24 protein-coding genes and 1 tRNA gene are annotated in these 23,562 nt (G+C 48.7%); 15 read left to right on the forward strand and 10 right to left on the reverse strand.

From position 1 onward, the window contains the following. Window positions 1-346: 346 nt before the first annotated feature. Window positions 347-844, reverse strand: coding sequence for a hypothetical protein (locus SYK_RS08930; protein WP_281759915.1), 498 nt, complete (start codon window positions 842-844; stop codon window positions 347-349). A gap of 168 nt (window positions 845-1,012) precedes the next feature. On the opposite strand from SYK_RS08930, the gene SYK_RS08935 reads away from it, so the two are divergent. Beyond that, complete coding sequence (locus SYK_RS08935) at window positions 1,013-2,275, forward strand: radical SAM family protein (RefSeq protein ID WP_281759916.1); 1,263 nt, start codon at window positions 1,013-1,015, stop codon at window positions 2,273-2,275. Window positions 2,276-2,341: 66 nt separating this feature from the next. Here SYK_RS08935 and SYK_RS17720 read toward each other — a convergent pair whose 3' ends face one another. Both SYK_RS17720 and purM read right to left on the reverse strand, forming a co-directional pair. Continuing rightward, window positions 2,342-2,740, reverse strand: coding sequence for a rhodanese-related (seleno)protein (locus SYK_RS17720; protein ID WP_431194131.1), 399 nt, complete (start codon window positions 2,738-2,740; stop codon window positions 2,342-2,344). A 206-nt stretch (window positions 2,741-2,946) separates the two neighbouring features. Continuing rightward, entirely contained in the window at window positions 2,947-4,008 is a 1,062-nt protein-coding gene (purM, locus tag SYK_RS08950; RefSeq protein WP_281759918.1) for a phosphoribosylformylglycinamidine cyclo-ligase, read from the reverse strand. Between the two features lie 157 nt (window positions 4,009-4,165). Between purM and SYK_RS08955 the strand changes: the two genes are divergently transcribed. From SYK_RS08955 to SYK_RS08995, 9 genes are all read left to right on the forward strand, one after another. Continuing rightward, window positions 4,166-4,546, forward strand: a complete 381-nt coding sequence (locus tag SYK_RS08955; RefSeq protein WP_281759919.1) for a hypothetical protein — start codon at window positions 4,166-4,168, stop codon at window positions 4,544-4,546. A gap of 64 nt (window positions 4,547-4,610) precedes the next feature. Further along, window positions 4,611-5,630, forward strand: coding sequence for an AmmeMemoRadiSam system radical SAM enzyme (amrS, locus tag SYK_RS08960; protein ID WP_281759920.1), 1,020 nt, complete (start codon window positions 4,611-4,613; stop codon window positions 5,628-5,630). A gap of 319 nt (window positions 5,631-5,949) precedes the next feature. Continuing rightward, a tRNA-Pro gene (locus tag SYK_RS08965) sits at window positions 5,950-6,026 on the forward strand. An 869-nt stretch (window positions 6,027-6,895) separates the two neighbouring features. Then, window positions 6,896-9,514: a cadherin-like domain-containing protein gene (locus SYK_RS08970; RefSeq protein WP_281759921.1), complete on the forward strand. Its 2,619-nt coding sequence runs from the start codon at window positions 6,896-6,898 to the stop codon at window positions 9,512-9,514. Between the two features lie 330 nt (window positions 9,515-9,844). Continuing rightward, the gene (locus tag SYK_RS08975) at window positions 9,845-10,813 is read left to right on the forward strand and encodes a right-handed parallel beta-helix repeat-containing protein (RefSeq protein ID WP_281759922.1); all 969 of its coding nucleotides are present in this window, start codon (window positions 9,845-9,847) and stop codon (window positions 10,811-10,813) included. A 155-nt stretch (window positions 10,814-10,968) separates the two neighbouring features. Then, window positions 10,969-11,694 (forward strand): thioredoxin-dependent peroxiredoxin, encoded by a 726-nt coding sequence (prxU, locus tag SYK_RS08980; RefSeq protein ID WP_281759923.1) that lies wholly within the window; start codon window positions 10,969-10,971, stop codon window positions 11,692-11,694. Between the two features lie 80 nt (window positions 11,695-11,774). Next, window positions 11,775-12,116 (forward strand): cytoplasmic protein, encoded by a 342-nt coding sequence (locus SYK_RS08985; RefSeq protein WP_281763257.1) that lies wholly within the window; start codon window positions 11,775-11,777, stop codon window positions 12,114-12,116. Window positions 12,117-12,512: 396 nt separating this feature from the next. Beyond that, window positions 12,513-13,997 (forward strand): sodium-dependent transporter, encoded by a 1,485-nt coding sequence (locus SYK_RS08990; RefSeq protein WP_281759924.1) that lies wholly within the window; start codon window positions 12,513-12,515, stop codon window positions 13,995-13,997. Between the two features lie 9 nt (window positions 13,998-14,006). Then, entirely contained in the window at window positions 14,007-14,108 is a 102-nt protein-coding gene (locus tag SYK_RS08995) for a MetS family NSS transporter small subunit (RefSeq protein WP_281759925.1), read from the forward strand. Window positions 14,109-14,264: 156 nt separating this feature from the next. On the opposite strand, the gene trhA is transcribed toward SYK_RS08995, so the two are convergent. From trhA to SYK_RS09020, 5 genes are all read right to left on the reverse strand, one after another. Continuing rightward, on the reverse strand, window positions 14,265-14,906 hold the full coding sequence (gene trhA, locus SYK_RS09000; RefSeq protein WP_281759926.1) for a PAQR family membrane homeostasis protein TrhA: 642 nt from the start codon (window positions 14,904-14,906) through the stop codon (window positions 14,265-14,267). Between the two features lie 97 nt (window positions 14,907-15,003). Then, window positions 15,004-15,459, reverse strand: a complete 456-nt coding sequence (locus tag SYK_RS09005; protein WP_281759927.1) for an RrF2 family transcriptional regulator — start codon at window positions 15,457-15,459, stop codon at window positions 15,004-15,006. 135 nt (window positions 15,460-15,594) lie between these two features. Beyond that, window positions 15,595-16,176 carry a hypothetical protein gene (locus SYK_RS09010; protein ID WP_281759928.1) on the reverse strand — a complete coding sequence of 194 codons (582 nt, stop codon included), beginning with the start codon at window positions 16,174-16,176 and terminating at the stop codon, window positions 15,595-15,597. After that, on the reverse strand, window positions 16,173-16,769 hold the full coding sequence (gene cbiM, locus SYK_RS09015) for a cobalt transporter CbiM (RefSeq protein ID WP_281759929.1): 597 nt from the start codon (window positions 16,767-16,769) through the stop codon (window positions 16,173-16,175). The genes SYK_RS09010 and cbiM overlap by 4 nt, the downstream gene beginning before the upstream one ends. A gap of 146 nt (window positions 16,770-16,915) precedes the next feature. After that, a complete protein-coding gene (locus SYK_RS09020; protein ID WP_281759930.1) occupies window positions 16,916-18,163 on the reverse strand; it encodes an HD domain-containing protein in 1,248 nt (415 codons plus the stop codon). Between the two features lie 229 nt (window positions 18,164-18,392). Between SYK_RS09020 and SYK_RS09025 the strand changes: the two genes are divergently transcribed. Next, a complete protein-coding gene (locus tag SYK_RS09025) occupies window positions 18,393-19,172 on the forward strand; it encodes a substrate-binding periplasmic protein (RefSeq protein WP_281759931.1) in 780 nt (259 codons plus the stop codon). Window positions 19,173-19,274: 102 nt separating this feature from the next. Here the strand turns inward: SYK_RS09025 and rlmD are convergent, their stop codons facing one another. Next, window positions 19,275-20,645 (reverse strand): 23S rRNA (uracil(1939)-C(5))-methyltransferase RlmD, encoded by a 1,371-nt coding sequence (rlmD, locus tag SYK_RS09030; RefSeq protein WP_281759932.1) that lies wholly within the window; start codon window positions 20,643-20,645, stop codon window positions 19,275-19,277. Window positions 20,646-20,713: 68 nt separating this feature from the next. Here rlmD and SYK_RS09035 point away from each other — a divergent pair, with 68 nt between their 5' ends. Next, complete coding sequence (locus SYK_RS09035; RefSeq protein WP_281759933.1) at window positions 20,714-21,019, forward strand: hypothetical protein; 306 nt, start codon at window positions 20,714-20,716, stop codon at window positions 21,017-21,019. After that, complete coding sequence (locus tag SYK_RS09040; RefSeq protein ID WP_281759934.1) at window positions 21,016-21,288, forward strand: hypothetical protein; 273 nt, start codon at window positions 21,016-21,018, stop codon at window positions 21,286-21,288. The genes SYK_RS09035 and SYK_RS09040 overlap by 4 nt, the downstream gene beginning before the upstream one ends. Here the strand turns inward: SYK_RS09040 and SYK_RS09045 are convergent. After that, the gene (locus tag SYK_RS09045; protein WP_281759935.1) at window positions 21,285-22,067 is read right to left on the reverse strand and encodes a DUF3108 domain-containing protein; all 783 of its coding nucleotides are present in this window, start codon (window positions 22,065-22,067) and stop codon (window positions 21,285-21,287) included. The two genes, SYK_RS09040 and SYK_RS09045, sit on opposite strands and share 4 nt — an antisense overlap. 141 nt (window positions 22,068-22,208) lie before the next feature. Here SYK_RS09045 and SYK_RS09050 point away from each other — a divergent pair, with 141 nt between their 5' ends. Together SYK_RS09050 and SYK_RS09055 are read left to right on the forward strand one after the other, a co-directional pair. Beyond that, complete coding sequence (locus tag SYK_RS09050) at window positions 22,209-22,697, forward strand: CBS domain-containing protein (RefSeq protein ID WP_281759936.1); 489 nt, start codon at window positions 22,209-22,211, stop codon at window positions 22,695-22,697. A 67-nt stretch (window positions 22,698-22,764) separates the two neighbouring features. Further along, the gene (locus SYK_RS09055; protein WP_281759937.1) at window positions 22,765-23,487 is read left to right on the forward strand and encodes a class I SAM-dependent methyltransferase; all 723 of its coding nucleotides are present in this window, start codon (window positions 22,765-22,767) and stop codon (window positions 23,485-23,487) included. The last annotated feature ends 75 nt before the right edge of the window (window positions 23,488-23,562 follow it).

Here is a 23,562-nt window from a genome sequence, read left to right on the forward strand (position 1 = left end):
CGAGAGTGCCGCAACGGCAAGGCGCAAGGACGAAGCTGTGGCTTGTCCACTGCGAGTCCGCAGCAACGCAGCAGATGCGGTGCTCTCGTCCAAAACGCGCCTAGCTTCCAGTTCTCCAAGCGTTAGCCGAGAATCGGAATACAAGACTATCAAAAGTCGGTACCCATTGGGTGCCGACTTTTTCGCGTGGCCTCACACTTAACCTCATTCAAAATCCCACCTCTCGACAACGCACACCCACCATGGGTGTCCACTAGGCATCTACCCGATTTACGTTTTGGACAAAAAAAGAGCAGAGATACCATCTCTGCTCATGCTTCCTATAAAAAAAACCAAAATCGAACGATCACTCAACAAGCGCTTTTTTGTCACGAAGCACAGGCTCAACCCCACTCCCGTCCTTTTTCAAAATTCCGACTTGGGTAACGCCGTATACGAGTCGTTCAGGTTCCTCGCGCACTACCTGATCCAATTCCGGTGTCATCGACGTCATGGAGGTTATAAGACCACCATCGTCTTCTATAGTGACAAACACACGGTCCCCAACTTCGGGGTAATAATACGTATCGCCACCCACCAAGGCATTCGTTCGCTGAGGTTCCGTATCCACAGACTTACATTTACCAACGAAGGTATCGAGGACACCAGCTTCAAGTGCGTACTCAAGTGTAAATGTAACATCCTTGGACGTATATCGCTCGCCTACAAGAACCGTTTTCACATCGACTATGGTAGCAATGGCTTTAATTTTCGACTCTCTTGAAGCCTTCGCATACACTCCTGGCGGCATGAGTGCTGAGGCGGTAATCGCCGACAAAACCAGTAGCAGTGCAATCGAGCCCATAGCTATACATGAATATTTTAGGGAATAATTATGCATTATTATCTTTCCTCTCTACCTTGCCTGATATCACATTTCAAAGGTTTGTAGAACAGGGGAAAACCCAGCAATATTATAATATGGATTCGTCCCTTGCCCAATCCCGGTGTTTGCCATTAGGATGCCTCCATTATGTCATCCAAGAAAAAACCACAGCCAAAGATGCTGTTTGCGACTCCGGAAGGTGAAATATTCGACCATCCGGATCTTTTACTCATGATCCGTCGAGGCGACGAATTCGGCCTGCCAAGACCTGATGAAATCACCCCGCTCCCCGCAGAATCCGAATTCTTCATGCTGCCCGGTCGTCACGCCATGGGCTATAACCCGGAAACGGGACAAGCCGAAGTCATGGAAGAACTGGCCGTGGCCGCATTTGCTTGTCCGGGTCACACGCTCACCGGCGTTGCGGCCTATGACTTAGACGATGATGCGCCAATACTGCCTTTGCTGTCATATGGCGGCATTGGATTTGCTGACGGCAAGTTCTGGGTCTGCGCCAAAAAGGTAGACGACGACAAACGACAAGTGTTCAAACACATTCCACCAGATCGTGTGGAAGCCGGAGCTCATCAACTTATTTCAGAAATGCCGGAAAACAGATTGGTCAACCATCTGGCGGGGTGCGCCTTGACCAGCGGTTGCCCTGCAGCCAAAAACCTTGCGCTAGGCCGCTTTGAATGCCCTCTGCCCACGGCACAGTCATGTAACGCCCAATGCGTTGGCTGCATTTCCAAGCAACCCGAAGATTCCGGTTTCCCATCCCCGCAATGCCGAATCAGTTTCACGCCCACGGCCAAAGAAATCGTGCAAGTCATGCGCCGCCACGAATCCCGTGAACGCCGCCCCATCTTCTCCTTTGGGCAGGGTTGCGAAGGAGAACCCCTCACTGAAGCCGAACTTATCTGTGATGCAATCAAGGAATACCGCTCTGACGGAGGCTCCGGTACCGTCAACGTGAACACCAACGGTTCACGCCACATGGTTATTCCTGCCCTCAAGATAGCTGGCGTGAACTCTATACGTGTCAGCCTGAATTCAGCGCGTAAAGGCCCATATGAGGCATACTACCGTCCCAAGGGCTATACCTTTGAAGATGTCCGTGAAACCATTGCCAAGGCCCATGAGGTCGGCATGTTCGTGTCATTGAACCTTCTTTTCTTCCCTGGCATTACCGATACCGAGGAAGAATTCGACGCATTGGTCGAACTGGGCGAGTCATGCAAATACGACTTCGTTCAATTACGCAACCTCAACCTCGATCCTGACCTTTACATGCGGTTAATGAAACCCTTCGGTCATTCCCCAAGCATGGGCTTCATGAACTTCAAGAAACGGCTTAAAAAGGCCCTCCCCTGGATCGAATACGGATATTTCAATCCGTATCTGGGATAATATTAAATCCAAACGATAAAAGCCGCCCTCCATTTGGAAGGCGGCTTTTTTATTCTCATCAATTTGTCATTTCAATTGTGTCGGATATTCTTTTTTTTCCCACGCAGCCCATCCACCTTTAAGAGCATAGACGTTCTTATAGCCAGCCTTGATCAATGCCTGCGCCGCCCGGGCGCTGGTGTATTCATTGTATCAGGCGCAATAAAGGACAATCGTCTTATCTTTAGGCATATCTGCCATCCATGAAGTATCATCATGCGGTTTACGGACAGCATTCTTAATCATGAACTCACTTTCGTCCCAGTCCCGACCACGACGGACATCAACGATCACCAATTCATCGGAGTCAATCATTTCTACCAGTTGCTCCACTTCCATACGGGGGGCACTGTCATCAGCTCTTGCGCTCGGCACAATTCCAACCGCACACACAACTCCCAACACTAAAGTCATTGTCATCAACATCATTTTTCGCTGAATCATACTTCCTGCCTTGTCCTGTCGCCACGTACGGCCTCCCGCAGGGCACGATTGCCACCATCACAAAATGACGGGGAGACTCTCACAATAGAATAAAATCAGGATCAGGATCAAGACAAACCGACAATAATACCATCAAAAAAAAGGCCGCTCCAAAGAGCAGCCTTTCATAAACTCAATATTACCTAATACTAGGGAAAAGTAATCTCGACTTGCTCACCGGAGCCTTCGCGCTCAACAATTTCGCCAATGCGATAGGCTTCAACATCATCGCGAGCGTCAAGTATCTCCATGGCCTTATCTGCACTGTCTGCTGCAAGGATGAGAATATACCCGATACCGCAGTTGAATATCTGCAACATTTCCGGCCAGGAGAGTCCGCCCTGATTCTTAAGCCAATCAAAAATCGGCAGCATGTCCCAGGAACCAAATTCTATGGCTGCCGTGACATCATCAGGCAGAACACGGGGAATATTATCGTAGAATCCGCCACCCGTGACATGAACCATTCCCTTGATGGTCAAGGCCTCCATGACTTCAAGGACAGCCTTGACGTAAATTTTCGTCGGCTCAATGAGCACTTCGGCCACGGTCTTGTCCGTTCCGGGGAATGTGTCGTCCTGTTTGAGACCGGATTCGCCAAGAATCTTTCGAATCAAAGACCAACCATTGGAGTGGGCGCCCGTAGAACCGAGCCCGATGAGCACATCACCGGCCTTGACGTCCTTGCCGGTCACCATCTTGGGCGTATCCACCATGCCAACAGCAAAACCGGACAGGTCGTACTCGCCGTCAGGATAGAAACCGGGCATTTCAGCGGTTTCACCGCCAAGAAGTGCGCACGCTGACTGGCGACATCCTTCACACACGCCAGAAACGACCTGTGCGGCAACACCAGATTCCAGTTTGCCTGTGGCAAAATAGTCAAGGAAAAACAGCGGGTTCGCCCCTTGGACAAGCACATCGTTAACCGACATGGCAACCAGATCAATACCCACGGTGTCATGCTTATCAAACATGAAAGCAAGCTTGAGCTTGGTGCCCACGCCGTCAGCCCCGGCCACAAGCATGGGAGCTTCCATGCCGGAAATTTCTGGCTTGAACAGACCGCCGAAGCCGCCGATGTCCGTTGCCACGCCGGGCGTGAAGGTGGATTTCACCATATCTTTAATGCGACCGACAAATTCATTGCCTGCCTCGATGTTCACACCGGCTGCGGTGTATGCCTGGGAACGTTTGGCGCTATCGCTCATATATTTCTCCTAACAAGCGTTCAAGATGGAGCTTCTATAGATGGTTGCTCGCTCAAGTTCAAGGAGAGAATGGACGGCCCGCCAATTGCATTGCCATAATTACGGCCTGCGCGTATATAAACAATAAGAAAGAACACCGTCTGTCATGGAGGAAACCATGCGCCATTTCAGTACCATAGCCGTCGCAATCCTGACCGTCCTGGTTTTGACGATCACTCCGGCATTGGCCCAGAATAAATTCAAAAACGAAGACTCTGCCCAAAACAGACAAGACAATGCATTCGGAACCCGTCAGATTGAAGACGAAAAGCCCACGACCACTTTCGGCACCAATGAAGCCGGAGATAGCACTATCAGTTCCGACCCGCCCCAAAAGGAAGAAACAGACTGGTACGACCGGGAAACCGTGATAACACCATGGGGCGTCTCATCCAAACCCGCCAACTCAAATTCTACCACGACTACCACCGAAGAATTTGTTGACGAGGATGGCAAAAAAACCACCCGAACGACAACGACTAAGACAAAAAAAGACTGAGTTCATTCTCGGCCCATGACGAACACACACCCTTCTGGTAATATACCGCCAGGAGGGTTTTCCCATGATTGAAGCGAGACTTTGGGAATCAATTGGACGCGACACGATTTCCTGCCGATTATGCAACCACTACTGTCCGATCAAGCCCGGTAAGCGGGGACGATGCGGTGTGCGTGAAAACCGTAACGGCACACTCTATTCGCTAAATTACGACAAAATAGCCGTTCAAAACCTTGATCCCGTAGAAAAAAAGCCACTCTATCATTTCCAACCGGGGACACGCACATATTCAATAGCCACCATGGGCTGCAATCTACGCTGTTCATTCTGCCAGAATTGGTCGTTGTCTCAACCGCCACACGAAAACGGTATCATTGAAGGTCATGCAGTGACACCGCAACAATTGGTGGACGATGCCATCAGACGGGGGGCAGCATCCATTTCCTATACATACTCCGAGCCAACCATCTTTTTCGAATTGATGCAGGATACAGCCACTCTCGCCAAAGAGCGTGGCCTAAAAAATATTATGGTGTCCAATGGATTCATGAGCACGGAATGTCTCGATGAACTGGCACCTATTGTTGACGCCATCAACGTGGACTTGAAATGCTTCACCGAAGATTTTTACAAAGAAATATCTGGCGCACGCCTGAAACCTGTGCTGAACAACCTCATAAAAATCAAACAGGAACTCAAGTGGTGGCTCGAAGTCACGACCTTGCTCATCCCCGGCCACAATGATTCTCCGGCTGAATTGAACCAACTGACAGAATTTATTGCCAAGGAACTCGGCACAGATACGCCATGGCACATCTCCCGCTTCCACCCGGACTACAAAATGACCAATTCAGGAGTTACTCCCGGAGACGCTCTGGAAACCGCATATGATATCGGCAAGTCAAAAGGGCTTAAATACGTATACATCGGCAACATGCCGGGACTTGATAGGCAAACGACCTTCTGCCCCGGCTGTAACGCCCAACTCATCGACCGTTCCGGATTTTCCCTGCAACGCTCAGGAATCAAGGACGGCCAGTGTACAAAATGCGGCGAAACCATCCATGGCATAAATATTGGATAGTCGGGCTTGCCAAGAGCGAACATATGCAGTAGGTATGCATCCCTCCACGGCGCAGTTGTTTGTTTTTGGTTTTTTGTCAGAGTGCGAGAATCTCCATCTGACACAATGCAGTGAGAATTGAATCTCCGCATATCCCAATATGCCAAGATTCGCCTTTCACAACAACGCAGCCAGAGCGTAAGCTCTTTGTGACTTGTCAGATTCGTGAGGATTTTCTCTGGCAAGGCACAAGAAAAAGGCATGATCGTCGCGTATTTTATACGCAAGGGTCCGACTTTTTTCGCAGCAACGAAGCCAGTGGAAATCTTCACGAATCTGACGGGGCGTGGCGCAGTCTGGTAGCGCGCCTGCTTTGGGAGCAGGATGCCGGGAGTTCAAATCTCTTCGCCCCGACCAGTGATATTAACAGCCTTGATTCTTGGTACTTTACCGAGAATCAAGGCTTTTATTTTGAACGTTATTCCAATCAATTGTTACAGTGAAAACTTGGAAACGACGCACAGACATATCCGCCTTTATCGCCGTGGCCCCACCGACTATCACCGCGCATGTTCTCAGGAGCTGAATCGCCATGGACTTCGGCTAAATGGATGTAGTTTTGTGGAGTCCATTCTATACTGTACCTTTCGTGTTCCAAACATATTATAGCAGCCTGTCTGGCAACGCATCTGTTCATATAAGTTGGCAGCATTAAATCCAATAGAAGTCTACGCCAACTGAACACTCTACTTAGGTCCTGAGCGCCCATGTCGGATAGAGGAAGGCCTTGATTGACAAAATGTCCATCAAGGTCATTGTCTTTGTCTAACAAGAGCTTGTCATACAGTGAAACTCTCCACCATGCTGCTATAGTGAGATTCCTTTAATTAATGACATATGACTAGATAGATGGAGTGAGACTCACTGTAGATTTTGTTAACAGCAGCCTTCAAATATCATAACCAGTTTGTTTTACGCATAAGAAGTGGGTTCAGTGTATTGGCACAATGAGTCAGAATGAACACCAAATATCCCACGTGTGTCCTATTATTATAAAGGTTAGGGCTGTGAGACCATTCTGAGCATGACGTCAATGGGCAAATTGCTATCGTTACCGGTCTGCTGGGAGCATAAAGCTGCTGAAGTACAACAGCGCATTATCCACAGAATAACATTTCGGTTTGTTTAACTTTTATATGTTGACACATAAGATAATAGACCCATAGGTTAAAGATTATTAAATTTCAAACAGTTGTTCTATTGTTAGTCTTTATTAGGAGGACGCAATGCCTGATTCCAATGATGCGGTATTAAAGGTTGTGATCCCAGATGCTGGTCAGACCCGGACGTACACGCTCTCTTCAGGTGTTCCTGTTCAATTTGACTTCAACACCGACAACGCGATCTTTGCCAGTAGAAACGGCAATCTTGAAATAACCATAGAAGGCGACGGAACCGTTATCCTCGTAGGGTACAAGACTCTGGTCGATTCCGGGAGCCTGCCCATTTTCAAAGCCATGGGCGGCGAAGAAGTGGCTGGCGACGTCTATCTCTTCGCTTTTAAAAATAGAGACGCAAACGCGGAAGACGAAATGGAAACCGCTGCGAGTAAGTATTTCGACGACCCCGGCGATTTAGCAGAAGGCGTTGATAATCTGAGCCAATCAGGAATTATAGGCACCCAAACTGACTCTTTTGCAACCATACACCCCCAAACAACAATAGCAGATTTTTCCAACCAACCCGCTATGGGCATGAGCAATGTGCCCACGGATCCAACCTCCATCGTGATCAATAACGGCGATACCGCCTCGGGTGACGTGCATGAGGATGGTGTGATCATAGCTAACGGCACCCTGTCTCTATTCGACAAAGGCGGAGACGGCGCATGGTCCGACACGGTTAACAATGAAACTACGAACAATCTTGGTTCCCTGCATCTGAATACAGCTACCGGTGAATGGACTTACATGGTTGCCAATGCCGATATCCAGCACCTAGGCACCAAAACCCGAATCGAAAAGTTCAAGGTCTATACGGAGGACGGCCAAGACGAGCAGGTCATTTCTGTTGCTATCCACGGGAGCAATGATGCCCCGACCGTCACGGTTGGAGGGGCTGGTAATGCCAACTTCATCGAAGACGGTTACGCTCTTGATGGTGTGACCACCGTCGGAACGGATCCGGTTTCCATTCTCGGTGGCAAGTCGCTCGTTTTTGATGATGTGGATGATTTACCCGAAGTCATGACTGTGACCATTCAAAACATCGATTTCGTCTCTGGCGATACATTCGATGTGAATGATGTGAATACAAACCTGTTTACCGTTAACGTAGATAACACCACCGGAACAGCCATCATCAGCACCACGCATGCCGCGGACTATGAATTCAGCGATCTGCAGGACGCAGTAGACGCTGTCACCTTTTCGGTGGCAGGTGATAAGGTCATTGATGGAAACCGTTCCATCAGCATCACCATTGCAGATGACGAGAGACCAAACAACGCCCTCAATGTTGAATTAGTCAATATCGACATCGAAGGCACCAATGATCTGCCCAACGCCATCGACTACAGCAACAACGAAATCATTATCTCCTCCACAATAGTAGATAACGTGCTTAATGCCTTCAGCGAATTTGCAAACATGTCGACACATGAAGTCAACAACATCAAACTCACCGCCATAAGCCGCATACCAAGTTGGACACACGCACCTGAAATGGATGGAACTGCATATTTTACTCATAATCAAGGCTCCTATACTAACGGGAAACCATATGACTATATTGGCGTGGGGTATGATGGTGATGTGGCACATGGTGATGCCTTTTCATATCAGGATTGGACCCCAATAGAGGGTTTTGACCAACAAGACGGGATTCTTATCGAATTCACGGATTATGGCAAAGAGACTGCCACTATCAGTATAAACGGATCGTATATTTCGGGTCATGTTGAACTGCGTATCAATGGCACTGACTGTGGAACCATTACCCATTCGAGCAGAAACCTCGTTTTTAATGCGTCTGATTACAATGTTGAATCAATCAATTCTATTGAACTCATATGTTGCAGTCCATATTATGAAGACTTTGTTACATATGTACCTTACTTCAATGTAGAGGGCATAAAAGTTGATGCCCTACAACCGGTCCTAAGTGCTTCGAGCGTCAACGGCGATGTTCTAACTAACGACTTCGACATCGACGATGACGTTCTGAACGTGACCCTTGTAAACGGAACTGCGATTGACCAAACTGACGGCGTTGACACCAACATCCTCGGCACTTACGGCAACCTGCACATCGACGCAGACGGCGAGTATTCCTACGTCATGCACAATGGATGGGAAAACCTCACCTCCAGTGTAACCGAAAGCTTTCAATACACCATATCCGACGGCAACGGTGGTACCGATGTGGCAACTTTGGAATTCCCTATCCATGTAGAAGCCAATAAGATCACCGAGATGGATACAAACTCCGCCAACGCAATGACCGGTACCGACGGTGAGGACCTTATCTATATAGCGGATACCGCCTCCATAGTAACCTTGGGTGAAGGGTCTGACACCGTCATCGTGAATGATGATTACATCAACGGCACCACGCAGGATGTCACCATCACCGATTTCAACACCGACGACACCATGGTTCTGAATGACCTCATTGACCAGACCGTGACCTTTGCGGAAGCCGACAATGGCAATGATCTGATGATCAGCATCTCTGATGCGGATGGTGCTGAAATCAACGAAGTGGTCATCACTTTGGATAATGTCACTTTGAATGGCGCGACTCCGATAGATATAGCAGATCACTCCATAGATATCAGTAGCAACCATGAATCTCTGGATTCCCTAATCCAGATGATTATCGAATCCCCGGAACACAATAACTAAAAAATGACCAACAAAAAAACCACCCAAATCATACAGGCAGAGGCCGTTTTTTCCCGTTGGGGATCAACCTCCAAAGCGTCCATTTCGTATAAAAAGCCTTGGTTGCTACAATGTCCACCAAGGCATTAATTCGTATTCGACAAGCACTTTTAATCTAACCACCCGAAAAAAAGCTTAATTCCATTTCGTTAATACAGCATTCTGCCTTTATATCGAACTTTACGAGGAACCCCTGCCATACTTAAGGGGGATTTCTGTTTCCCCAAATTCACCCACTTCTTGTCACAAACCTTCATTTCATGGCACATCCATGACAAGAGGAGGTTTATCATGCGCTATGTTTCAAAAATATTGTGCGGGATAATGCTGAGCTTGGCCATTCCACTTTCAGCCATGGCCACTGAAGTAGGTACCTTGACAGAACTGCATCAGGCCCTTGATGCCGCCAACAAAGGTTTACACAAGGAGATAATACTCCTAGACGGCGAATACGTGTTGCAACACGCATTATCCATTCAGGCTGACGGCGTAACGATACGATCAAAATCCGGGAATCGTGACACAGTATGGTTAGTGGGACCTGGCATGGACTCAGATGTCGGCCATGTCTTTCATGTAAGCGGTTCAGACTTCACGCTTCGAGACATGACCATTGGCCGTGTGGCGAATCACGCTGTACAAATCCACGGGGAGTTGAACGCCCACCGTCCCTGTCTTGCCAACCTGCACATTCTCGACTGCCAGGAACAAATGATCAAAATCTCGGCAAACCTTGACGCACCCAATACCGGATGTATGGGCGGTGTTATTGAAGACTGTCTTTTCGAATATACCGCTGAAATTGGACCTCATTTCTATATCGGCGGCGTAGATGCACACAATGCCAGGGATTGGACTGTCCGCAACTGTGAATTTCGCAATATCACGAGCCCAGCTCAAGAAGCTGCTGAATACGCCATCCATTTTTGGTCTGGTTCTCGCGGCACACAAGTCGAAAACAATCAGATTATCGACTGTGACCGGGGCATTGGTTTTGGAATGGGCGACAGTCCTCATTTCGGCGGCGTCATACGAAACAATATCATCACGCATGGACCTCAAGGATTTTATGCCGACGTCGGCATCTCCCTTGAGTCCGCTTCCGGTGCCATCGTCACCGACAACCAGATTTTCTTCCAACATAAATATCCCAATGCTATCGAATATCGCTTTCCAGCCACAAAGAATGTGGTCATTAGCAACACATCCACCAACCGAGCCGTCGTCAGCAGAGACGGAGGACAAGCAATCGTCCATTAAGTTCTCTTTTATCCTCAGAAAAACGTCGTTTTCACAGCTTGTTTCCAAGTAAATTTGAAAAGTACCTGATGTATTGAAAAAAGTAGTAGCTATTATCACTTTGATTGAATATATGAATAGATATTGAACAACCAACAACCCCCATGGAGACTGTTATGCCCACAAAGCAAGCAGCAGGGTGCGAACGCCCCGGCCCCAAAGTCGAAAACGTTACGCAACCCAAAGAAGAAACCACATCGCAAATAGCGAACGAATCACAAGGAGGCCCCATGATTCGTGTTGGCCAAAAAGCCCCTGATTTTACCGCTTCCGCCTATATCGACGGAGGCTTCGGCTCCGTGACCCTTTCAGAATATTTAGGGCAGTGGGTCGCTCTTTGTTTCTATCCCGGTGATTTTACCTTTGTCTGAGCAACCGAAATCTCTGCGGTCGCAGAAAAAAATGAAGAATTCGAAAAGCTCGGCGTTCAGATTTTGTCAATGTCCACGGACTCCATGTTCGTTCACAAAATGTGGGATGACCATGAACTTTCCAAAATGATCACCAAAGGCAAAGTACCCTTCCCCATGCTGTCTGACGGCGGCGGTGCGGTCGGCTCCATTTATGGAGTATACGATGAAGCTGCCGGCGTTGATGTGCGTGGCCGTTTCCTCATCGACCCTGACGGAAATGTTCAGGCATTTGAAATCCTGACCCCACCGGTTGGCCGCAACGTTTCAGAAACCCTGCGCCAAATTCAGGCCTTCCAGCTCGTCCGCGAATCCAAAGGGACCAAAGCCACACCATCCGGCTGGAAACCCGGAAAACCCGTCTTAAACCCCGGCCCCGGCCTTGTGGGCAAGGTTTGGGGAGAATGGAAAGTAGAACAGGCCTTCGACTAAACTTCCATTTGACGACACTCAGGCCCTCCGGCGATCATCGGAGGGCCTTTTTCATGAATCTATACCATAATGGAGCACCCATGAACTGTCTCTATGCCTTCAACGGCGAACTCATGTGTTTTGTTCACGTCCTACTCAACGCCCTGGACATGAAAGAAAAGGGTGAGGATACCATCATCGTATTCGAGGGAGCCTCGGTCACATTAATCCCCGAGCTTGAGAAAAAGGAAAATCCGTTCAGCACCTTATATTTCAAAGCCAAGGATGCCGGACTGATCGACGGAGCATGCAAGGCCTGTTCTGCCAAATTGGGAGTCCTCGACGCGGTCAAAGAAGCGGGTATTGAATTAATCGGTGACATGGCCGGACATCCATCCATCGCCGAGTATCAAAAAAAAGGCTACACGATCATCACCTTCTAACTTTCTACCCTGCCAACAGCCCGAAAAAATTAATTTTTTCGGGCTGTTTTTCTTTTTTGTAAAAGCCAGGACAAACGACCCAAAAATCAGACGAAAAACTTAACAAAAGCACACCTCTTTTATCATTTTGTTTAAAAATATCTATATTCTTTGGCAAAATCGACACATCACCGATTTTTATTCGTCCATAAGCAATTTTTATCAGTGGACAGTCGGATTGTTTTCACATATTTGGTGAGTGCTTTTTTGGGGAAAAGCATTGAAAACGGCCTCGGACAGTACTGTACTCGTCCTGGCCCGCTTCCGTTTCTGGACAGGTCAAAACCCATGTCCGACCGCCTTTTCCCTGACCCGCCAGAGGGGCGGGAGAGAATCTCAAACTTTATAGGTGATCACATGGCTCAACGTGAACAATGGGGCTCCCGCGCCGGTTTCGTACTGGCTGCAGTTGGCTCCGCAATCGGCCTGGGAAACATCTGGCGTTTCCCTTACATGGCGTATGAAAATGGCGGCGGCGCCTTCATCATTCCTTACATTTTCGCTCTTCTCACAGCTGGTATTCCTTTCATGATCATGGAATTCGGCCTGGGACATAAATATCGCGGCTCCGCACCCAAAGTTTTCCGGTCCATCGGCTCCAAATGGGAGTTCCTCGGCTGGATGCAAGTCTTGGTAGCCTTTGCTATTTCCATCTATTATGTGGCGGTTATCGGCTGGACCATCAACTACACAGGCTTCGCCTTCAATCAGTCATGGGGCGCTGATCCCAAGGGCTTCTTCTTTGGCGAATACCTTGGTCTGACAGGTTCCCCGTTCGAACTGGGCGGCATCCGCTGGCCTATCCTCGGCGCATGCACCCTGGCTTGGGGTATTACCTGGCTCGCTATCACATCCGGCGTCCGCAAAGGTATTGAACGCGCATGTAAAGTGCTCATTCCGCTGCTGTTCGTTCTGGTCTTGATCCTCATCGTTCGCGTTGTGAACCTGCCCGGCGCCATGACTGGCCTGGACTACCTGTTCACCCCGGACTTCTCCAGACTGGCAGACTTCTCGGTCTGGGCTGATGCTTACGGCCAGATCTTCTTCTCGCTGTCCATCGGTTTCGCCATCATGCTGGCCTACTCCAGCTATCTGCCGAAAAAATCTGATATCAACAACAATGCAGCAATAACCGTGTTCATCAACTGTGGTTTCTCCATGCTCTCCGGCGTCATGATCTTCGCCGTTCTGGGCAACATGGCTGAAGCGACAGGCCAAAATGTGGCTGATGTTGCTGGTGCAGGCGTTGGCCTTGCATTCGTCACCATTCCTGCTGCTATCAACACCATGCCAGCTCCTGCTTTTGTCGGTACTCTGTTCTTCCTCTGTCTGACCATGGCGGGCGTCAGCTCCCACATCTCCATTGTGGAAGCCGTCAGTTCCTCCTTTATCGACAAGTTCGCATGGAGCCGTAAAAAGACCGCATCCATAGTCTGCGCAGCGGGCTTTGCCTTGACTCTGGTCTTCACAACTGGTGGCGGACTGCTCATTCTCGATATTGTTGATCACTTCATCAACAACCTCTGCATCCTTGGTGTTGCGCTGGTTGAGATTATCCTAATGAGCTACATTGTAGGTCTCGACGACATCCAGAAGCACGTCAATGCCACCTCCGACTTCACTGTCGGCAATGCATGGAAGCTCTGCCTGAAGCTCGTGACTGTAGCCATTCTCGGCTACTCCTTTGTCATGAACATCTACACCGACATGGGCACACCTTACGGCGGTTACGCTACCAAGGACCTGATCATGCTCGGCTGGTCACTCCTCCCTGTGGCTTTTGTCCTTGGAATGGCCCTGAACAAGCAGCAGCCCGCACGTAGCTTCGTGCGCAACGACTAGGAGTCCATAATGACAACTTCCGCTATCATCATGATGATTGTTGGCCTTGGCGTTACATGGGGAGGAGCTGTATTCTGCATGCGTCTCGCCATGAACAAAAAGAAAAACTAGGTCCATCGACTACATACAATCAGGGCGGCATCGAAAGATGTCGCCCTTTTTTATATCCACGCTTCCAATAAGACATACATGGAAAACATATCCGCATTTGCCCACAAAAAAGGCCGTCGATAAACGGCCTTTAAAGAATACTTCATTGGGATCGAACTAAACGTACCAGTACATCAAGATAAAGTGGCATGCGCTTCCGCCAATCACAAACAGGTGGAAGATTTCATGAAAACCAAAAACATGAGGCAAAGGGTCAGGCCATTTAATGGCATAGACTACAGCACCGATGGAATAGACCACTCCTCCACCTGCCAACCATGCCAATGCTGTTCCAGACATGGATTGATACAATGGATAAATCCCCACCAGCACCAACCAGCCCATGGCAAGATAGATACCAGTAGAAAGCCAGCGCGGAGCGTTCATCCAGAATATCTTCATGATGATGCCGGAAGCTGCCAGCCCCCAAATAACACCAAAAATGGACCAGCCCCATGCACCACGCAAGGGGATAAGGCAAATGGGTGTGTAGGTGGCCGCAATATAAAAAAAGATCATCGAGTGATCTACCCGACGCAAAAAACGGACCCAATAATCAGACACAGGCAACCAATGGTACAGCGTGCTGGCCGTATAAAGCAGGATCATACCTCCTCCAAAAATGGAAAAGGTGACAATATGCCACGGCATGGCAGGACTGACCGAACGCAGGATGAGCAATACAGTGCCAAGTATGGCAAGCATTGCCGCAATGCAGTGGGTTAACCCACTGACAGGATCACGTAGAGAAGATAGCACACTTCACACTCCATGATAGATGGTTAGCCAACCATACTATTACACCACTCCCCAAGCATAAACAAGTGATTGAGGTGAAGGGGATCTCCCCCGTTTTTTATGCAGTATGACGCATATCCAATGGATTCAACTGAGGCTGTGCACACTCTTCGGCATCACGCATCAAGTCTGCCAAAGTAACTGTATTCAAATGATTATACATGGCGTCAGCAGCTTCCTGCCACAGTCGGCGGGTCAGGCAAATATCCATGCGGTCGCATTCTTCCTTACCGGACCGGCATTCCACCAAAGAACCATCGCCTTCCAGTGCATGAACAACCTCACCGATGGGGATATCCGAGGCAGGAACAGCCAAAGAATGTCCACCACGTGGCCCGCGCTTGGATTTTACAAACCCGATTTCCTTGAGTTTGCGAATAAGTTTTTCAAGATATTTTGCAGACACTCCCTGACGTTCAGCAATATCCTGAATACGAACAGGACCATCCTGGCAGTTCTGTGCGATGTCGAGCATCATCCGTGTTCCGTAGCGGCTCCGAGTTGTCAGCTTCATGGGTATTTCCTTATGTCGAGTTTTCAGTAACTTGGAATAATCAGATATATTTCATGGGGGAATTATCATAAAAAAAAGGCCACGACAATCGAATCGCGACCTTTTTAGTCTGTTTCATGCAAGCAATAATGAGATTTACTCGTTTTTCCGACTCTTCATATACGCAACAATGCCGAACAAACCAAAGATGTATCCAATGCCGCCAAGAATCTCGGTGACGGATGGGCCAGAGTCGTGCATTTCTGAAAGCATTCGCTTCACAGGAGCCAATTCACGGCGCACGATGGCTTCCACATCCTTGTTGGATGGATCAACAGAGGCCACGGCAACATGCTCATGGTTGGGCGTAGTATCCGAAAAGGGTCCTTTAGCTGCGCTAAACTCCTCATACTTCACGGTCCACTCTGCCTGATGGCCTGCGCCGGCCTTAAGCAGCAGCCGCAAATCGGCCTGATTGGCCCGAACCTCAGCAGGAATCTCGAAATCAAATCGGCCTGTTTCATCCGTCTTGCCAGACAAAAGTAATTTACCGGTGGAACCGTCCCGGACCTCGATTGTTCCATCCTGCACACGACGGGTTCTGCTGTAGCCGCTGTCCGTGATAACGGTGTTGCCTTCAACGTACGCAAAGACATTCACTTTGTGCGCCTCTGACACAGCGGCAAGGCACAACGTCGCAACCATGGCCATACAAACGGCAAGAATAAGACGAGTCATGCGGCAAGCACCTCCGGTTTAACCTTGGCAAGAAATGAATACGCGAACCCGGTAATGACACCTTCCACCACCATGATGGGCAAATGGGCATAAAACAACATTCGAGCCGCATCCTGAAATCCATCACCGGACAAAGCCAGTGCGCTGGCAGTCAAAATTGTACTGAGCAGCATGGCAAAAAAACCGCAGGCAAAGGCCGCCGCAAACCGGCTTCCGTTGCCATTAATAAGCATTGGACGAAACACATAAAAACAAAGAACTGCCGGAGCAGCCATGGTAAATGTGTTCACGCCGAGCACAGTCAAACCACCAAACTGGAACAATACGGCCTGAAGAACCAATGCCACCAATATGGATGGAAAAGCAGCCCAGCCGAGTACTACACCCAGCAAACCATTCAGGATCAAGTGCCCGTTAGCAGGGCCAATGGGAACGTGGATAAGCGAAGCAATAAAAAAAGCGGCGGATAAGATGGCCACCGACATAATCTGATCGTAGTCTATTTTTTTCAACCCAATGGACGTACCGAGAACTGCAAGACCAGCCCCGCCCAAAAGTACCGGCCCAGAAAGGACCCCTTCGGATATATGCATGAATTCCGCCTCAGTCCCTCATCACAAAGAACTTGAATTTCAGTTGAATTGCCACATCGTGTTAACAATTTGAATTTTGTATACACTCTGTATTCATTCTTTTCAAGGAGTGTTTGTCGTGATGAATACGTATCGGAAAAACAAGACTAATCAAAATCAGCGAGAAGCGCGCTGACCTGCACTCCGGCAATAACCGGCTTTTCCTTGTATGTCTGTTGAATGCGATACAAAGCCTGGTGTAACTGATCAGATGAAATACCGTTTTTCAAGGCCGTATGCGCCTCGATATAAGCAGCTATTGAATCGGATACCTTCAGCAAAGGTCCATCCTTGGGGTCCAAGGTATCCAGATTGTACTCCCCGGCAAGCTTGGCATCCGAGGCCTCAATCACCTCACCGTCACGATTGATGGTGGCCTTGAATTCGGAACCGACCTCCAGGCCAAGGAAGTATTCCAACCGATCCGCGATTTCAGCGTATCCACCATCCCTGAGAGGCGTCAGTACCACCCGTTCAAGTTCAATATTTTCATACTCGTGGATCAAATCTCCGATCTCTTGTGAAGCACCCTTAACCGGCGAAATGATATCGCGCGTCAATAGCTCGGGTAGATCGTGAAACAAACCGGAAAAGAAATTATTCTGGCACCGAGCCCGGCACGCGCCCACTTCCATACTGAAAAACCATGAATACGAAGCTACAATAAACATGTGGCCGAGTACCGAGGTCTCCGGTACGCGTGGAGTCTGTGACCACCGTTTCTGGTAGCGCAGTCGACCGCACATACGTGCGAACCGGCCAAGGACATTGTCATTCTCGTTGAGCAACTCGGAAACGCCCTTCAAATCACGCAACGCTTCCAGCCGAGAAACAAAACTGTCTTCGATCTCGGTAAGCTCATGATCCATGGTATTAATGGATTTAAGCAATTTGAACTCGGAATAACTGGCATACAGATGCGCTGCATTCAAAATACGCCGGGCCAACCCTTTGTCTTCAGGCTGCATGAGATATTCGCTCATGCCGCGCATGAAGCCCTCACCCAACGGCATGATCCGTGGCTTGAGTTGATCCAAAACCCAATTGGACAAAGTTCGATAATCGTCAGGATTTTCCTTGATACGATAAAAGACCGGCGGTTTGATGTCGGTAATAATGAGGCGATACAAATAATCGTAAATGCCGCCTTCAATAATAGACTCACCAAGTGCGCGCTTGCGGGCTACGTCCATTCCCTTTGAATTAAGCAGAAAGAGCAGCCAGGCCACAATCATCTTGTGCCCCTGTTTGTCCACTTCCACTAACTCCATGGGTCGCAACTTGTCATTCCACCGCTTCATGAATGCGCCGGAAAAAATAAGTTCAAGCAAGCTCTTCCTGATGATGACAGACATGGTCGCTCCCTGTTTTCGATGAAGAAAAACAGTGCCGAAATTACGAAATGATTGCAAGAAAAGAGGGGATGAACATCGAATCACAACTTTAATTAGATAAATCCCTTCATTTGAACCTATCAATCCCGTAAATAATTTTGGTGCTTACTTCTCAACGTAACAATGATAATCTCTATATACGAATCAAATTCATATTTCATGAACAAGACACACTTCCGGCGCTAACATCATGAATATTTGGACTAAAATTGTTATCACATGGATTCTTTTTATTATCGTCTCCTTTTCTGGAGTCGTCTACGCCGCCACACCCGTCAGGGTAGTGGTTGACGCTTATAATCCTCCCAACATGTATCTTCAAAATGGTCATGCTGCCGGTTTGTACTCGCTCCTCCTTGACGCGATCTTCCAACGCATGGAGCACGATGTTTCCATTGAAGCTGTTCCATGGAAACGAGCTATGGATATGGGGGCTCAAGGAACAGCCGGAGTAGCCGGTATATACAAAACACCTGACAGACTCCTGATCTATGACTACTCTGACCCGATTTATACTGAACTGCTTTTGGTTTTTGTTCAAAAAAACAAAACGTTCACGTTCGAAAGTGTAAAAGATCTGGAAGGGAAAAGAATTGGGGTAATCCTAGGATGGTCATATGGCCCGGAATTCGACAAGGCCAGAGCACAAAAGACATTTGAAGTGGAACCAGTCAATCGAGACCAGTTGAACTTCAAAAAACTGATGGATGGTCGGCTGGACTGTGTTGTCGCGTCCAGAGAAAGCGGCTTCTATGAAATCGCACGCAAAAAACACACAGAGATTCTCCCACTCCCAAAATCACTCTTGAGTAATCCGACATATCTCGCATTTGCCAAACATACGCACAAAAAAGACTTTCTTATGCGCTTCAATGCAGCCTTACGAGCGCTCAAGGAAAGCGGTGAATACGAACTGCTCGTAAAAGACTTCATGCATGAAATCGACTTTCACACAATACCTGTACAGTAACTCCAGCGCAAAGCTCAAAACGAATATTCACGAAATGACAATAAAAAGGCCTTGGTGAACATGTTTTCACCAAGGCCTCATTTCATTACATGACAGGAATTCCTATTTACGAACCAACAAGGCAACCGTCTCGATATGATGCGTGTGGGGGAACATATCCACGGCACGCGCACGCTTGATTTCGTATTTGTCGGACAACCGTTTCACATCGCGAGCCAAGGTTGCAGGATCACAGGACACAGCCACGATTTTGGGCGGCGCCAACTGAAGAAGTGCTTTGGCCATATTTTCATGCATGCCGGAACGGGGCGGATCAACGACCACGATGTCGAACTCGGGCAACCTCTTGAGATCGCCAAGTCCATCATCCAAAGAACCAACCGCGAAATCACAGTTTTCCAAGCCGTTGAGCTTGGCAGAGGAGAAGGCCTTGGCAATGGATTCTTCACTGATCTCGAAACCGATGACGCGTTCAACAGAGTCGGCCATATATACGCCGATAGCTCCTGCGCCACAGTAAAGATCAAGCAATGTCTCAGAGCCGTCGAACTCACCATACTCACGGATGGTATCGAATAACTTTTCGGCTCCGGCGGAATTGGTCTGAAAGAATGTATTGGGTGAAATATGATAACGGGCATGTCCAACTTTTTCTTCGATGGCCTTGGTGCCGAGACGAAATTCCACATATTCACCAACAGCCAAAGTGGTGCGCTTGGAGCGAGAGGAATGGACAAAAGCAGTCAACTCAGTGAATCTTTCCACCAAGGCTTCGCCCAACGCTTCGACTTGCTTGAACTTCCGCGAGTCCGAGGTGGTGATCACATGGACCATAACCTCGCCAAGGGCAGTATGTCGGATGATAAGATGCCGCCAAAAACCATTCTGAGTCTTGGGATCGTAGGCTGCAATACCGGACTCACGACAGAACTCGCGCACCATGCGTAAAATTTCCATATCGCGTCCAGCGCACAGATGACATTCCTCGATATCGAGAACCGGAGCCAATCCCTTCTCGCCTGCCGGGAGCTGACTCCGCAGACCGAGGTGCAAGCCGCCGTCACGCCGCTCAAAAGAAAATTCCATCTTGTTACGATATTTCCAGATGGCCGGGGAAGCTGCCGGAGCATCCATGGGCACATCCACTCCGCCGATACGGGACAATGCGCTCTGAACTTGGGCTGCTTTCTGGGCAAGCTGCTCGTCATACTCAAGATTCTGCAACGCACATCCGCCGCACTGACCAAAATGCGCACACTTCGGTTCTACACGATGTGATGACGGAGTCACCAGAGTTTCGGCCACGCCCTCGGCAAAACGTTTCTTTGCGCGGACAATACGAGCTTTCACAATGTCGCCGGGCAATGCATCCGCCACGAAGACGGCCATACCGTCCACACGGGCCACCCCTCTGCCGCCAAAGGCAAGGGATTCTATAGTACATTCGATGAGATCATCTTTCTTCAAGGGCATGGTGCCTCCAGTTGGTTGCAGGAGAGGTCGTTTGACATGCTTTTAAACGGCTGTCTATTGTATTCGACATGATCGACAAGGCTACAGCCCTGCAAACCGTGTTGCGCAAGCTCAAAAAGCTCCCGATGGAGCATGCTATCGACCTGCGCACTTACAAACGCAACAGGTCTGTGGTCATTAAACGAATCGGCGAGGACGAGTTCAATGTAGTGGAAAACGGCTTCTTTGAAGAACGATTTCTCGTCTCGCTCACCAAGATGAAGAAACTCCTGAAAATCCTATTAAAAAAAGAATTTCCACGATCAACCAAGATCCGCCTTTACGACCTCGGCCCTGCCGAAGCAGATCTTCACATCAAGCGAAAAAAAATATGATGCTCGACATCGCAAACGTTGTCCCCAACACACTCACCCGCCTTAAAAAGCTCACACCGGGAAGCGGCCTCGAATTATTGACCTATAAACGTGACCGATCTGTCCACATCGTTAAAAATAACGACAACGCCTTCACCATAACGGAATCCGGCTTTCAGGAAAACACGTTTTCCTCCGACCTTAAAGGCATGAAAAAACTCCTCAAGACACTCTTGAAAAGAGAATTTCCCCGCAGCAACAAGGTACGGATGCAGGAAATTAAGATTTAATTCCCGGCAGTTTGAGTCGGCGGCGTCGCTGGCTGATAATCCACCAACTCCATGGTGAAGTGTCCCACCTTGACCTTGGACTTAACTTTGACCGGAATACGCCGGGCATCTGCCGAGAACCAGACAAGAAGTTCCGCGTCCTTGGACTTCTTGAACACTCCGGACAGATGCTTGATATCCAGCCGAACGCGAAAAGCGTCGATCATGCCAATCCCGGTTTCGATAGTCTCCATGGCTTCCACCGTGGCCTCGCCCACCACGGACTTCTTGCCGTCAGAGACGTTCGCTCCGAACTGCATGGTCTTGTAGAGTATCTGTTTGCGGAAACTGAACAGAACAGACATGGGATCAAAAGCGTCCACAGGCTGGTCGATAGTATGCTTGAGCTCGCCCTTCACATACCGCCTAGATTGATTGGTCTTCTTATCAAATACCAAATCGACCTTCTTATGATATTTCCCTTCATTCTGGTCCTTCTTATACCGCAGGGAATGATTCACATCCAGATCGGTCCATGCTTCAAGCACATCCCGAACCTTGTAGAATTTATCCACCCACGGCACCGTGGTAGCCGTTGCCTTGAAATATCGAGCCGGAACACCGTCCATGTCCGTATCGGGCATAACCTCTAATACGGCATTTCCTGCATGAATGAATGTCCAATGAATTTCATAAGTAAGCTTTTCACCTGGACCAAAAGGGACTGTCCCGGCAGCAAAAACCCGGGAGACAAACAACACAGAACAAAGCGTCAAAACGATGATAATAATTTTTCGCATATAAGCACTTTCGCCATCTTTTACCTACAAGTCAAGATGCGTGCCCCTAACCGCTTCGTTGTTATGGACAAAAAAATGCACAAACGATACGACGGAGACAAGTGATGCCCTGATAACAACACGTTGACGAGGAGAAGCCCTATGATGCTAAGAAAACGCGCCTGGGACATGATGCGCGACGAATACCCCACTGTACAGGATGACGCCAGTCTGGCCGAAACCATTCGCGTCATGCGTGAAGCCATGGTGGATGCCCCTGATTCACAGGTTGTGGTAGTCAAGAACAAGGGCGGTAAGCTCGTTGGAACTATCAACCTTTGGAAACTGTTCAAGGCAGTCAAAAAATCGGTTCTCAAGGACGATAATCTCAAAGCTGACGGCAAAGTGGATTGGGATCAGCAATTTGCTAACGCCTGCCTGATCTGCACCCAGCTCCGACTGGATGAATATCTCATTACCAACCCGCCCATACTCAAGCCCAACGACCCCATTCTCGTAGTACTGGACGTCTTCCTCAAGTCTCGTCGCGACTGGGCTCTTGTCGTTGAAGGCGACCGAGTCATGGGCGTGGTCTACGTCACCGACGTATACCGCGAAATGACCCGTGACATGGTTCAAATTTTCAAATAAACGACTGTTGACCGGCCCCGGTAATGGGGCCTGTCAACAGTCACCTTCGACACGACAAGGACAGATTTTGAAACTGGATAAAACTCTTCTCCAATTCCTGCATGGCGAAATATTTTCATCAGGATGTAGCTTTACTCTGAAAGGCTCATTCAAGGAACGAAGCCGACTCACCTATATGCAGCGCGTAGTCAAAGGGGCCAAAGTACTACACATTGGTTGCGTGGATCATACGCCGGACAAGGTGAAACGGAAACTCGCTAGAGGCGTCTGGCTTCATAAGCTGCTCATGGACAGTGCCAGCCTGTGTGCCGGAGTGGACATCAATGAGAAAGGTATCGAATTCCTTTCCGAAGAGATGAAACTTCCGCACGTCTATTGCGGCAATATCCTCACCGACGAAATCCCTGGCGTCAACGACGTTCAATGGGATTATGTGATCCTCGGCGAACTGCTGGAACATGTGGACAATCCGGTCCAATTTCTCGAGACTCTGCGCCAAAGGCCGGGGCTTGAAAAAGCCAAGTGCATCGTCACGGTCCCGAACGCGTTCCACTACAAGAATTTCAAAAAAGCTCTCAAACAGTACGAAGATATCAACAGCGATCATCGGTACTGGTTCACGCCGTACACGTTATCAAAAGTCATGGTCATGGCTGGCTATGAAGTGGACGATATTCAGTTGACGCAAGACCGTGCCTTCAAATTTTTCCCACCCATTCCGTGGTTCCTCCTGACCCGCTACCCGCTCCTACGGAGTAAAGTTGTGGCTCTGGCGTCACCACCCCAATAGATATCGAAACAACACATGCAAAAAGGCTCGAACGAAAAATTGTCCGAGCCTTTTTTGCATTCTTCTGTGAATAGT

Source organism: Pseudodesulfovibrio nedwellii (genome assembly GCF_027923765.1).
GTDB lineage: Bacteria > Desulfobacterota > Desulfovibrionia > Desulfovibrionales > Desulfovibrionaceae > Pseudodesulfovibrio > Pseudodesulfovibrio nedwellii.